Source organism: Streptomyces sp. NPDC020490, from assembly GCF_044335305.1.
GTDB lineage: Bacteria > Actinomycetota > Actinomycetes > Streptomycetales > Streptomycetaceae > Streptomyces.
Genome location: NZ_JBIRUY010000010.1, coordinates 21,196 through 34,125, shown reverse-complemented (window position 1 = coordinate 34,125; position 12,930 = coordinate 21,196). Strand labels below are relative to the sequence as shown.

Sequence of the window (12,930 nt, the reverse complement as noted above, 5' to 3'; positions counted from 1 at the left end):
ATGCGAGCCAGTTCCGTAGGAACATACGAACATCCGAAGCCCGCACAGGCCTCAAACCGTGGAATGGGACAGCCGCGCTTCCCGTTAGCATGGACATCCGCACCGAGCAAGGCCATCTGGGGAAGGTGTCATGACTGCCAACGTCGACGGAGTGCCCGGAAAATTCGCGACACTCGGGCTGACCTACGACGACGTGCTGCTGCTGCCGGGCCCGTCGGACATGGCACCCGACGAGATCGACACCGCCTCGTACGTCTCCAAGAACGTGCGGGTGAACATCCCGCTGCTGTCCGCCGCCATGGACAAGGTCACCGAGTCGCGCATGGCGATCGCGATGGCCCGCCAGGGCGGCGTCGGCGTCCTGCACCGCAACCTCTCCATCGAGGACCAGGCCAACCAGGTCGACCTGGTGAAGCGCTCGGAGTCCGGCATGGTGGCCGACCCGATCACGGTGCACCCGGACGCCACCCTCGCCGAGGCCGACGCGCTGTGCGCCAAGTTCCGCATCAGCGGCGTGCCCGTCACCGACGGCAACAAGAAGCTGCTCGGCATCGTCACCAACCGCGACATGGCCTTCGAGTCCGACCGCACGCGCCAGGTCCGCGAGGTCATGACGCCGATGCCGCTGGTCACCGGCAAGGTCGGCATCTCCGGCGTCGAGGCCATGGAGCTGCTGCGCAAGCACAAGATCGAGAAGCTGCCGCTGGTCGACGACGAGGGCGTCCTCAAGGGCCTGATCACCGTCAAGGACTTCGTCAAGGCGGAGAAGTACCCGAACGCCGCCAAGGACGCCGAGGGCCGGCTGCTGGTCGGCGCCGCGGTCGGCGTGGCCGGTGACGCCTTCGAGCGCGCCCAGGCGCTGATCGAGGCGGGCGTCGACTTCATCGTCGTCGACACCGCGCACGGCCACTCCCGGCTGGTCGGCGACATGATCGCCAAGATCAAGTCGAACTCCTCCGTCGACGTCATCGGCGGCAACGTCGCCACCCGCGACGGCGCCCAGGCCCTCGTCGACGCGGGCGCCGACGCCATCAAGGTCGGCGTCGGCCCCGGCTCGATCTGTACCACCCGCGTCGTCGCCGGCATCGGCGTCCCGCAGGTCACGGCCATCTACGAGGCCGCGCTCGCCGCGAAGGACGCCGGCGTGCCGGTCATCGGCGACGGCGGCCTGCAGTACTCCGGCGACATCGCCAAGGCCCTGGTCGCGGGCGCCGACACGGTGATGCTGGGCTCGCTGCTCGCGGGCTGCGAGGAGTCGCCGGGCGAGCTGCTGTTCATCAACGGCAAGCAGTTCAAGTCCTACCGCGGCATGGGCTCGCTGGGCGCCATGCAGTCCCGCGGCGACCGCAAGTCGTTCTCCAAGGACCGCTACTTCCAGGAGGGCGTCGCCTCCGACGAGCAGCTGATCCCCGAGGGCATCGAGGGCCAGGTGCCCTACCGCGGCCCGCTCTCCTCGGTCGTGCACCAGCTGGTCGGCGGCCTGCGCCAGTCGATGTTCTACGTCGGCGGCCGGACGGTCCCGGAGCTGCAGGCCAGGGGCAAGTTCGTGCGGATCACCTCGGCGGGTCTGAAGGAGAGCCACCCGCACGACATCCAGATGACGGTCGAGGCGCCGAACTACGGCAGCAGGGCGTGACGCACGCGCACGCGTGAGGCACACCGAGGGCGGTCCCGGCACATCCGGGGCCGCCCTTGTCGTGCCCGTCGGCGATACTGGAAGACGCTGCAACGCATCAGGGAAAGGCCACAGACGTGACTGAGATCGAGATCGGGCGCGGCAAGCGCGGCCGCCGGGCGTACGCCTTCGACGACATCGCCGTCGTCCCCAGCCGCCGTACGCGGGACCCGAAGGAGGTCTCGATCGCCTGGCAGATCGACGCCTACCGCTTCGAGCTGCCCTTCCTGGCCGCCCCCATGGACTCGGTCGTCTCGCCGGCCACCGCGATCCGCATCGGCGAGCTCGGCGGCCTCGGCGTGCTCAACCTCGAGGGCCTGTGGACGCGGTACGAGGACCCGCAGCCGCTGCTCGACGAGATCGCCGGGCTGGACTCCGACACGGCGACCCGCCGCCTCCAGGAGATCTACGCGGCTCCCATCAAGGAGGAGCTGATCGGCGCGCGCATCAAGGAGGTGCGCGACTCGGGCGTGGTCACCGCGGCCGCGCTCTCCCCGCAGCGCACCGCGCAGTTCTCCAAGGCGGTCGTCGACGCGGGCGTGGACATCTTCGTCATCCGCGGCACCACGGTCTCGGCGGAGCACGTCTCCAGCGCGGCCGAGCCGCTGAACCTGAAGCAGTTCATCTACGAACTCGACGTGCCGGTGATCGTCGGCGGCTGCGCCACGTACACGGCGGCCCTGCACCTGATGCGCTCGGGCGCCGCGGGCGTGCTGGTCGGCTTCGGCGGCGGCGCCGCGCACACCACGCGCAACGTGCTGGGCATCCAGGTCCCGATGGCGACGGCGGTCGCGGACGTGGCCGCCGCCCGCCGCGACTACATGGACGAGTCCGGCGGCCGGTACGTGCACGTGATCGCGGACGGCGGCGTCGGCTGGTCCGGCGACCTGCCCAAGGCGATCGCCTGCGGCGCCGACGCGGTGATGATGGGCTCCCCGCTGGCCCGCGCGACGGACGCGCCGGGCAAGGGCCACCACTGGGGCATGGAGGCGGTCAACGAGGAACTGCCGCGTGGCAAGAAGGTCGACCTGGGCACGGTCGGCACCATCGAGGAGGTCCTGACGGGCCCGTCGCACACCCCCGACGGCTCGATGAACTTCTTCGGTGCGCTGCGGCGGGCCATGGCCACGACCGGCTACAGCGAGCTGAAGGAGTTCCAGCGGGTCGAGGTGACGGTGGCGGACTCCCAGCACAGGCGGTAGGCCGTACGGCACGCCCGAAAGGGCCCGGACCACGTTTCGGTCCGGGCCCTTTTGCGTGCCTGGGGGTGAGTGGGGCGCGTTTGCGATGTAGGGGGCGCACGGTTGCGTTCAGGGCGAATGCGTGCTGAACGGGTCGTATGAGGCGATAGTGTCCGTTTCCGGCGACCCAGTCGTGTGGGGCGCCCCCTTCCAAGGGCAAGGTCCCGGACCCCGGCCCTCGGGGCCCGGCCCGACATCCGACGTGCTGCCTACCGGGTCTCTGGGCGGCGTCGTGGAAGGGGGCGCCTATGGGCCGCCACCGCAAGCCCACCCGCTGGGACCGGATCCGTCTTCGGATGGTGAAGTGCCGGAGGAGGTGGATCTTGCGGCTTTTCGGATGGTGAGCGGCCGTCCCTATACACACTAGGGACGGACACTCCGTGATCCACCCCGGAGCCTGCCGCAGTACCCGCTGCGGTGGGCTCCACCTGTTCACAGGCTAGCGGCGCGGTGACCGGCATGCCAGCGGCCCCGGACGCGCGGCCGTCCGCGCGCGCCCCCCTCACAACCGGTGCGCCGCCCCCGTGGGCGTCGCCCCCCGCGTGTCCAGCAGCAGCTGCGCCTTCACCGACAGGCCCTGGAGGTCGTACGTGCGGTGCTGCTGGAGCAGGATCGTCAGGTCGGCGTCGGCCGCGGCCTCGTAGAGCGAGTCCGCGCGCGGGACCGGGCGGTCGAGGACGTTCCAGGACGGGACGTGCGGGTCGTGGTAGCTGACGAGGGCGCCGAGCTCCATCAGGCGCACGGCGACCTCCCGGGCGGGGGTGGCCTGCTGGTCGGCGAGGTCGGGCTTGTAGGTGACGCCCAGCAGCAGCACCCGCGCGCCCCGGGCCGACTTGCCGTGCTCGTTGAGGAGGGCGGCGGCGCGCTGGACGACGTAACGGGGCATCTGGGTGTTGACCTGCTGGGCGAGTTCGACCATGCGCAGGGTGCGGCCCGCGTGCCCGGCCAGGTCCTGCGGGACGGCGTGGCCGCCGACGCCGGGCCCGGGTCGGAAGGTGTGGAAGCCGAACGGCTTGGTCTCCGCGCAGCGCACGACGTCCCACAGGTCGACGCCCAGGTCGTGGCAGAGCACGGCCATCTCGTTGACCAGGGCGATGTTGACGTGCCGGAAGTTGGTCTCCAGCAGCTGCACGGTCTCCGCCTCGCGGGGGCCACGCGCGCGTACCACCTTGTCGGTGAGGCGGCCGTAGAAGGCGGCGGCCGACTCGGTGCAGGCGGGGGTCAGGCCGCCGATCACCTTGGGGGTGTTGGCCGGGGTGTGGTCGCGGTTGCCGGGATCCACCCGGGTGGGTGAATAGGCGAGGTGGAAGTCGCGGCCGGCGCACAGCCCGGAGCCCTCTTCGAGGAGCGGGCGCAGGAAGTCCTCGGTGGTGCCGGGGGGCACGGGCGACTCCAGGATCACGGTGGTGTGCGGGCGCAGGCGCGCCGCCAGCACCCGGGCCGCCGCCTCGACCTGGCCGAGGTCGAGCCCGCCGTCCGCGCCGCGCGGGGTCGGCGCGCAGATGACGGCGGTGCGGACGCGACCCAGTTCGGCGGGGCCGGAGGCGTGCCGGAAGCCCCCCGCGAGCATCCGCCGCAGCTCGGCGGGGCTGAGGGAGCCGGCTTCGGGTCCGGTGCGGTAACCGAGTGTGGGGATGCCGGCGGCGACGGCCGCCTGGGCCAGGGGCAGGCCGTAGGGGCCGAGTCCGATGACGGCGAGATCTGCGGGCATGGCGTGGGCCGTCCTTCCCAGTAACCGACGCGGGGCAGGCGCGCAAGCCCTGAGGACAGAACGGGCGAGCGCAATGTCAGACTAGGAGTAAATATGACCGATATGCGGCATTGATCGTCTGTGTTTTCCGGCGGGCCGTGGACGCTGTCCACGGGCCGGGGGGCGAGTTGTTGTCCACAAACCGGCGGACGAGTGGTTGTCCACAGACTGGGGGTGAGCGGTTGTCCACAGGCTGGGGCGAGTGGTGGCTGAAGCCGGGCGAGCCGGTCAGAATTTGGGCATGAGGGTAAGGAACCGGGCTTCGCCCACCGGGTGCGGCCTGCACGACCGATAGCGGGAGAGCGGGAGGCAGCGGTGAGGACAGCGACTCTGGGACCGGCACAGCGCGCCGAGTCACTGGCGGCGATGACCGAGCGAGAACTGGACGTGCTGGTGGTGGGCGGCGGCGTGGTCGGCGCGGGCACCGCCCTGGACGCCGTGACACGGGGCCTGTCCACGGGCCTGGTCGAGGCGCGCGACTGGGCGTCGGGCACCTCCAGCAGGTCCAGCAAGCTGATCCACGGCGGCCTGCGCTACCTGGAGATGCTCGACTTCACGCTCGTCCGCGAGGCGCTGAAGGAACGCGGACTGCTGCTGGAGCGGCTCGCCCCGCACCTGGTGAAGCCGGTGCCGTTCCTGTATCCCCTGCAACGCCAGGGCTGGGAGCGCCTGTACGCCGGGTCGGGCGTCGCGCTCTACGACGCCATGTCGATGACCCGCGGTCATGACCGGGGTCTGCCGATGCACCGTCACCTGAGTCGCCGTCACGCCCTCCGGGTGGCACCGGCGCTGAAGGCGTCCGCCCTCGTCGGGGCGCTGCAGTACTACGACGCCCAGGTCGACGACGCCCGCTTCGTGACGACGCTGGTGCGCACCGCCGCGTCGTACGGCGCGAAGGTTGCCAACCGCGCCCGCGTGACGGGCTTCCTGCGCGAGGGCGAACGGGTCGTCGGCGCGCGCGTGCTGGACGTCGAGGCGGGCGGCGAGTACGAGGTGCGCGCGCAGCAGATAGTCAACGCCACGGGCGTGTGGACCGACGACACACAGGCCATGGTGGGGGAGCGCGGCCAGTTCCACGTCCGGGCCTCCAAGGGCATCCACCTCGTCGTGCCCAAGGACCGCATCCACTCCTCGACCGGGCTGATCCTGCGCACCGAGAAGTCGGTGCTGTTCGTCATCCCGTGGGGCCGGCACTGGATCATCGGCACCACGGACACCGACTGGGACCTCGACAAGGCGCACCCGGCCGCGTCCAGCGCGGACATCGACTACCTGCTGGAGCGCGTCAACTCGGTGCTCGCGGTACCGCTCACGCGGGACGACGTGGAGGGCGTGTACGCCGGCCTGCGCCCGCTGCTCGCGGGCGAGTCGGAGGCCACCAGCAAGCTGTCGCGGGAGCACACCGTGGCGCACCCGGTGCCGGGGCTGGTGGTGGTGGCCGGCGGCAAGTACACCACCTACCGGGTGATGGCCAAGGACGCGGTGGACGCGGCGGTGCACGGCCTCGACCTGCGGGTCGCCGAGAGCGTGACGGAGGACGTCCCGCTGCTGGGGGCGGAGGGCTACCGGGCGCTGTGGAACGCGCGGGCGCGGACCGCCGCCCGGACCGGCCTGCACGTGGCGCGCGTGGAGCACCTGTTGAACCGGTTCGGCGCCATGGCGGAGGAGGTCTTCGACCTCGTCGCCGCCGACGCCTCCCTGGGCCGGCCCCTGCAGGGCGCCGACGACTACCTGCGCGCCGAGGTCGTGTACGCCGCCTCGCACGAGGGCGCCCGGCACCTGGACGACGTGCTGACCCGGCGCACCCGCATCTCGATAGAGACGTTCGACCGGGGCACGCGCTGCGCCCGTGAGGCCGCCGAACTGATGGCGCCGGTGCTCGGCTGGGACAAGGACCACGTCGAACGCGAGGTCGAGCACTACGAGAAGCGGGTGGAGGCCGAGCGGGAGTCGCAGCGGCAGCCGGACGACCTGACGGCGGACGCGGCGCGGCTGGGGGCGCCGGACATCGTGCCGTTGTGACGGCGGGCGGAGTGACGGGCGGGGCTTCACTCGAACGAGTGGCGCGAGGTGGGATCTCCGTTCGGGGCCCGGTCGTTCTACGGGGTGCGAGGACAGAACTCGGCGGCGAGCAGGCGGAGCTCCAGGCCGGGATCCGCGATCGACGTCGTGTTCGCGCGGAAGGTGAGGACGCGACGGCCGTCGACGGTGGCCGCGGTGCGCACGTAGCTGCCGGTGATGCGCCCGTTGTGCCCCCACACCGTGACGCCGCACGGCAGCCTCGCGGGGAACAGACCCATGCCGTACGCGCCGTGTGCGGCACGGGTGTCGAGCATCTCGTGCAGGGCGTGCGCCGGCAGCAGCTCGCCGCCGAGCAGCGCCGCGTAGAAGCGGTCCAGGTCGGCGAGCGTGGTCACCAACTCGCCCGCGGCGCCGGCCACTCGCGGGTCGAGGTCGGTGACGTCGGTCCCGTCGGCGTCGTAGGCACGGCCGTGCGGGGAGGGAAGAGTGGCTCGGGAACCGGGAAAGGAGGTGCCGGTCAGGCCCAGCGGAGCGATGATCCGGCGTTCGGCCTCGGCGGCGTAGGAGCGGCCGGTGACCCGCTCGACGACCAGGCCGAGCAGGACGTAGTTGGTGTTGGAGTAGGCGAAGCGGCCGCGATCGGCCGGGGGATGGGTGAGCGCCATGTGCAATGCCTGACGCGGGGAGACGGGGACGACGCCCCCGGTGTCCCGGGTGAAGTCGTACAGGCCGCTGGTGTGGGTGAGCAGGGCGCGCAGGGTCAGCGCGCGGCCGTCGTTGCCCGCTCCGCGCACCACGCCCGGCAGGTGCCGCTCCACGGTGTCGGACAGGGACAGCCGGTGCTGCGCGGCCAGTTGCAGGACGACCGTCGCGAGGAACGTCTTGGTGATGCTGCCGGCGCGGAAGTGGTCGGCGCGGGCGATGCCCCGGCCGACCCCGTCGTAGCGGGTACCGGTCTCCTCGTGGGCGAGCAGGGCCGCGGCGGGGGCTCCGCCCCGGGTGACCAGCAGCGGGAGGACGGCGTCCGTCGCCGGTACCGAAGGTGCGGAGGAGGCGGTCGGGGCCAGGGCGAGCAGGGCGACGGCCACAGGTACGGCCAGTAGTGTCCGAATCGGTGGCATCGCAGGGGTCCTTCCCTTGTCGCGGCCCATCATCCAGGGTGGCTGAAATGGCACTTCACCGGGTCCGGGCCCGCGTCGGCCGGGGCGCGGGGGACGTCCGGAGCCGGGTGCACCGAGTGTCCGGAACCATGCGGGCCGGGTGCGCCAGGGCCGACAGGGCGCCATAAGCACCCTGGGCGCCGGGCACTTGTCGGGTGAGGGACAATGGAGGCTCTGTCAGGGCGGGTTGCATGAGGGGACGCATGTCGGAGGCGGAGCGGGCGGGCACATCCCGTCAGGACACTCGTCAGGACAACAGCGAGCGTCTTCTCGCCGGGCGGTACCGGCTGGGAAAGGTGCTCGGCCGCGGCGGCATGGGCACGGTGTGGCGCGCCGAGGACGAGACCCTGGGCCGGACGGTCGCCGTCAAGGAACTGCGGTTCCCGGCGAACATCGACGAGGAGGAGAAGCGCCGCCTCATCACGCGCACGCTGCGCGAGGCGAAGGCGATCGCGCGGATCCGCAACAACAGCGCCGTGACGGTCTTCGACGTGGTCGACGAGGACGACCGGCCGTGGATCGTGATGGAACTCGTCGAGGGCAAGTCGCTCGCCGAGGTCATCCGGGAGGACGGCCTGCTGGAGCCGAAGCGGGCCGCCGAGGTCGGCCTCGCCGTCCTCGACGTGCTCAGGTCGGCGCACCGCGAAGGCATCCTGCACCGCGACGTCAAGCCGTCCAACGTGCTGCTGGAGTCCGGGACCGACCGGGTCGTGCTCACCGACTTCGGCATCGCCCAGGTCGAGGGCGACCCGTCCATCACCTCGACGGGCATGCTCGTCGGCGCGCCCTCCTACATCTCCCCGGAGCGCGCCCGCGGGCACAAGCCGGGTCCCGCGGCCGACCTGTGGTCGCTCGGCGGGCTGCTGTACGCGGCGGTCGAGGGCATCCCGCCGTACGACAAGGGCTCCGCGATCGCGACCCTCACCGCGGTGATGACCGAGCCGCTGGAGGAACCGAAGAACGCCGGGCCACTGCGGGACGTCATCTACGGCCTGCTCACCAAGGACCCCGCGCAGCGGCTCGACGACGCGGGTGCGCGGGCGATGCTGAACGCCGTCATCCACGCGCCCGACCCGGAGGCGGACCCGTCCGAGCCGGCCGACGCGACGAAGGTCGTGCCGCTGCCCGAGCAGCCCGACCAGCGCCGCGGGGCGCTGCGTTCGGTGCGGAAGGCCGGCCTGGTCACCGGGGCGGCCGGTGCCGCCGCCAAGACCCGCGCCAAGCGGGAGGGCGGCACCGCGGACGAGGGAGCACCGGCCGCCTCGGCGTCGCCGGCCGCCGTGAAGCCCTCCCCGGCCGCTTCGGCGACTGCGGCCCCGTCCGCCGCGGCGGCCTCACAGGGGGGACCGAGCGCGGCGGCGCAGGGGGACAACACGCGCTCCGGCGGGCAGAGTTCGGGCTGGCCCGTGATGACCCCGCCGGATCTGCCGCCGCGGCCGGCGCCCCGGGCGCCGCTCACCGACGTGGTGCCGAGGCGGACGCTGGTCATCCTCGCGGTGGCCGTGGCGCTCGCCGTGCTCGGCACCGTGCTGGCCTTCACCCTCGGCGGGGACGACGACAAGGGCTCGCAGGACGCCGGGAACGGCGCGGGCAAGACCGCCGCGAGCGCGAGCTCCGGCCCCGGCACCAAGGAGGACAAGGGCGACGGGACCCGTACGGACGGGTCCGCGACGCCCTCCTCCGCGTCGGCGTCCCCGACGTCCGGCGACTCCGGCGCGAGCGCGTCCAAGTCGAGCGGTGCGGGCACGGGCGGCGCGGCCACCGGCGGTTCGTCCGGTGACGGCGGCGCGGCCGAGTCGACGTACCACGGAAGCCAGGGGTACTCGATCGGGCTGCCCAAAGGCTGGAAGTACCAGTCGACGGGTGCCGCGGGGGACCGGTTCACCGGGCCCGACGGGCAGAAGCTCCTCATCGCCTGGACGTCCACGCCCAAGAGCGACCCGGTGGCCGACTGGAAGAACCAGGAGCGCTACATGACGCGCTCTCAGTACCACAGGATCCGCATAGAGAAGGTGGACTACCGCGGCTGGAACACGGCCGACTGGGAATTCACCTATCAGGAGAGCGGGACGAAGTACCGGTCCATCGACCGGGGGTTCGTGGTCAACGACCATCTCGGGCATGCGCTGATGTACACGGCGAAAGCCGCGAAGTGGGACACCGGCCTCCGTAAGGACACCTGGAAGACCCTCGCGAAGACGTTCGAACCCAAGTCGTAACACTCGGGTCCCGTGTTCGGGGCGCGAGATCTGACATCCCCTCTCTGCGGGTTGCCTCCGGCACGTATCGTGAAGGCTTGCGGACCGTACGCAGCCGGGCGGAGTCACGGAACGGGACGCGAGGCGAACGGATCTGACCAACCGGACGGCCGGGGGAGGCAACGTGGACGACTACGCGGGACGGGTTCTCGCCGACCGTTACCGTCTGCCGCTACCGCCCTCGGACGAGTACGAACTCACCGAGACCCGGGCCTTCGACACCTACAGCGGGCAGGAAGTCCTCGTCCGGCAGGTCCCGTTGCCGGAGATCGTCGAGGCGGAGGTGCTCGACGCGGAGGGGCTGCCCGACGGTTTCACGGCGCGTGACCGCGGGGCGCGGCGCGCCCCGGGCCGCGGCGGAACGCGGCGGCCCACCGATCCGGCCGTACGGCGGGCGGTCGAGGCCGCGCAGGCCGCCGCCCGGATCCCCGACCACCCACGGCTGGACCAGGTCTTCGACGTGTTCGCCGAGGGCGGTTCGCTGTGGATCGTCAGCGAGCTGGTGGCCGCGCGGCCGCTCGCCGCCCTGCTCGCCGAGAAGCCGCTGACGCCGTACCGGGCGGCCGAGGTCGCCTCCGACGTCCTCATGGCGTTGCGGGTGCTGCACGCCCACGGCTGGGTGCACCGGAACATCACCGCCCGGACCGTACTCGTCTGCGACGACGGCCGGGTCATGCTGACCGGGCTCGCGGTGGGCGCCGCCGAGGAGGCGCTGTGCGGCTACGACCCGGTGCCCGAGCCGGACGGCGACGAGCACACCGGGCCGGGCGCGGCGCAGCCCGGCGGCGCGGGGGCTGCCGGAGGCCACGGCGGCCCCGGGGGTTCCCGAGGTCCCGCTGGTCCCAGTGGTCCCGATGGTCCCGGCGGCCCGGGCGGGGCGTTCGCCGGGGATCCGGAGGCCGCGCGGCGGGCCGCGATCGAGGCACGGGCCGCCGACGGACTGCCCGCGGCCACGACCGCGGCCGGTGGCGGCACGGCGAACGGCGCCTCGGGCGCCCTCGCGCGCGGCGCCCTCGAAGCGGGCGGGGACATCAGGGCCGCCCGTGCCGGGGCCATCGCCGCCTACCGGGCGGGCGCCCGGGCGGCGGCCCGCGTCCAGGAGGCGCAGCAGGCCGGACGGGCGGCTCTGCCCAGCTCCCGCCCCGCCTCCGAGAGCGGCGCGGTGACCCAGGAGGGCAACCCGGCACAACAGCCCGGCACCACGACACCTCCGGGCCGGATAGCCGACCCCTACGGCGTGGGCGGCAAGCCCTGGCACGGCGCGTCGCCCCGCACCACGGCGGGCCCCGGCGCGGCGGCAGGGGCACTCCCCCCGGCCGTCGGCACGTCGGCGGGCCACCCCCCTGGCGCCCCCGGCACCCCTGACGCCGCAGGCCCCTCCGGAACCCCTGACAGCCACGCGGCCCCCGCCGCCCAGCCGACGGGCCGCTGGGACGACCTGGTGGCCGGCACCCCCGTCCGCCACCGCGGTCCGGCCACCGCACTCGCCGCCGAACGGGCGCGGCAGGCGCGGATGGCGGTCGTGGGTCCGGTGACCGAGCGGTGGGCGCCGGAGCAGGCCGGGCCCGTGCACGAGAACTGGCAGCTCGCACCGCCCATCGGGCCCATGACCGACCTGTGGGCGCTCGGTGCGCTCCTGTTCAGAGCCGTGCAGGGGCACGCGCCGTACCCGGAGGAGTCGACGGCCGAACTGGTGCAGATGGTGTGCGCCGAGCCGCCCGCCTTCGCCGAGGAGTGCGGGCCGCTCAGGCCGGTCGTGGAGTCGTTGCTGCGCCAGGACCCGACCGAGCGCCTGGACTTCGAGGAACTGGGGGGCTGGCTGCGGTCGCTGGTGCGGTCCGCGCCCGAACCGGACGCCGGCACCCATGTCGTCCCGGCGCCGCCCGTCGACGTCAGCCGGCTCCCCGTCGTGCGGCGGCGGGGCGAGCTGGTGCGCAGACGGCGCGCCGGACTGCCCGCGACCACTCCGCACGGGCGGCACAAGCGGTCCCGGCAGGAGGCGCGTTCGCCGCGCCGGCTCGGCCGCACCCTGCTGGTGCTGATCCTGCTCCTGCTGGCCGGGGCGGTCGCCTACGCCGTGATGTTCATGCCGAAGGCCGGCGACCACGGCGCGGCGAGCGGCGACCGCACCGGGGTGGCGGGCCAAGCCGGCCCGGCGCCCGAGCAGTCGGACAGCGCGAGCAGCGAGCCGCGGCCCGACCAGACCTCGCCCGGGTCCGAGCCCAGCGCTTCGAAGTCGGCCGCCGCCACCGAGACGCAGACCACCGGCCCCGACGTCGCCGACGGCTTCACCCTGCGCACGGACCCGGAGGGCTTCCAGGTCGCCGTGGCCAAGGGCTGGTCCCGCACGCCCAAGAACAACTGGAACCAGGTGGTCTACGCGCACGGCGACTTCGAGCTCATCGTCGTGCCCGGCCGGGACGGCGCGGTCACCTACGGCAGCGATCCGATGGCCTACCAGCGGGACAAGGAACACGAGTTGCAGCCCTACCGCAGCTCCAGCTGGGCCACCGCCACCGGTCTGCGGACCATCGAGGTGGGCGGACGGACCATGGCCGAAGGGCAGTTCACCTGGACGGACGACGCGGGGCACGACCTCTTCGTACGCAACCTCGCGATCCTGGTGAACGGCCGCTACCACGTCGTACAGGTACGCGGACCGGAGTCGGAACGGGACGAGGTGACGCGGCTGTTCGAGCAGGCGTCGGCCACGTACCGGGTCACCCGCTGACCCCGCCCCCCGACGGTCCGTGACGGGCCCGAACGGTTGCGTTCCGAAGCCGGGAGCGACAACCGTCACAGTGCGGTCTCCGTGGCGTGCCGC

General features: G+C 72.9%; 7 protein-coding genes. 5 read left to right on the top strand and 2 right to left on the bottom strand.

The window, feature by feature from the left end:
- The first annotated feature begins 130 nt into the window (after positions 1 to 130).
- Both guaB and ACH4ZX_RS12970 read left to right on the top strand, forming a co-directional pair.
- Positions 131 to 1,636, top strand: a complete 1,506-nt coding sequence (guaB, locus tag ACH4ZX_RS12975; RefSeq protein WP_398271635.1) for an IMP dehydrogenase — start codon at positions 131 to 133, stop codon at positions 1,634 to 1,636.
- Between the two features lie 116 nt (positions 1,637 to 1,752).
- Positions 1,753 to 2,877, top strand: a complete 1,125-nt coding sequence (locus tag ACH4ZX_RS12970; RefSeq protein ID WP_398271633.1) for a GuaB3 family IMP dehydrogenase-related protein — start codon at positions 1,753 to 1,755, stop codon at positions 2,875 to 2,877.
- Between the two features lie 541 nt (positions 2,878 to 3,418).
- Here the strand turns inward: ACH4ZX_RS12970 and ACH4ZX_RS12965 are convergent.
- Positions 3,419 to 4,627 (bottom strand): nucleotide sugar dehydrogenase, encoded by a 1,209-nt coding sequence (locus tag ACH4ZX_RS12965; RefSeq protein ID WP_398271631.1) that lies wholly within the window; start codon positions 4,625 to 4,627, stop codon positions 3,419 to 3,421.
- 354 nt (positions 4,628 to 4,981) lie between these two features.
- Between ACH4ZX_RS12965 and ACH4ZX_RS12960 the strand changes: the two genes are divergently transcribed.
- Positions 4,982 to 6,688 (top strand): glycerol-3-phosphate dehydrogenase/oxidase, encoded by a 1,707-nt coding sequence (locus tag ACH4ZX_RS12960; protein ID WP_398271629.1) that lies wholly within the window; start codon positions 4,982 to 4,984, stop codon positions 6,686 to 6,688.
- 77 nt (positions 6,689 to 6,765) lie between these two features.
- Here ACH4ZX_RS12960 and ACH4ZX_RS12955 read toward each other — a convergent pair whose 3' ends face one another.
- Positions 6,766 to 7,809, bottom strand: coding sequence for a serine hydrolase domain-containing protein (locus ACH4ZX_RS12955; RefSeq protein WP_398271627.1), 1,044 nt, complete (start codon positions 7,807 to 7,809; stop codon positions 6,766 to 6,768).
- Between the two features lie 242 nt (positions 7,810 to 8,051).
- Here ACH4ZX_RS12955 and ACH4ZX_RS12950 point away from each other — a divergent pair, with 242 nt between their 5' ends.
- Together ACH4ZX_RS12950 and ACH4ZX_RS12945 are read left to right on the top strand one after the other, a co-directional pair.
- The gene (locus tag ACH4ZX_RS12950; protein ID WP_398271625.1) at positions 8,052 to 10,067 is read left to right on the top strand and encodes a serine/threonine-protein kinase; all 2,016 of its coding nucleotides are present in this window, start codon (positions 8,052 to 8,054) and stop codon (positions 10,065 to 10,067) included.
- 163 nt (positions 10,068 to 10,230) lie between these two features.
- Complete coding sequence (locus ACH4ZX_RS12945; RefSeq protein ID WP_398271623.1) at positions 10,231 to 12,837, top strand: protein kinase; 2,607 nt, start codon at positions 10,231 to 10,233, stop codon at positions 12,835 to 12,837.
- Positions 12,838 to 12,930 lie beyond the last annotated feature (93 nt).

What these genes read in the sequence shown, in the direction of transcription:
- guaB (WP_398271635.1), top strand. Translation starts at nt 131, where the DNA reads ATGACTGCCAACGTCGACGGAGTGCCCGGAAAATTCGCGACACTCGGG.
- ACH4ZX_RS12965 (WP_398271631.1), bottom strand. Translation starts at nt 4,627, where the DNA reads ATGCCCGCAGATCTCGCCGTCATCGGACTCGGCCCCTACGGCCTGCCC.
- ACH4ZX_RS12955 (WP_398271627.1), bottom strand. Translation starts at nt 7,809, where the DNA reads ATGCCACCGATTCGGACACTACTGGCCGTACCTGTGGCCGTCGCCCTG.
- ACH4ZX_RS12950 (WP_398271625.1), top strand. Translation starts at nt 8,052, where the DNA reads ATGTCGGAGGCGGAGCGGGCGGGCACATCCCGTCAGGACACTCGTCAG.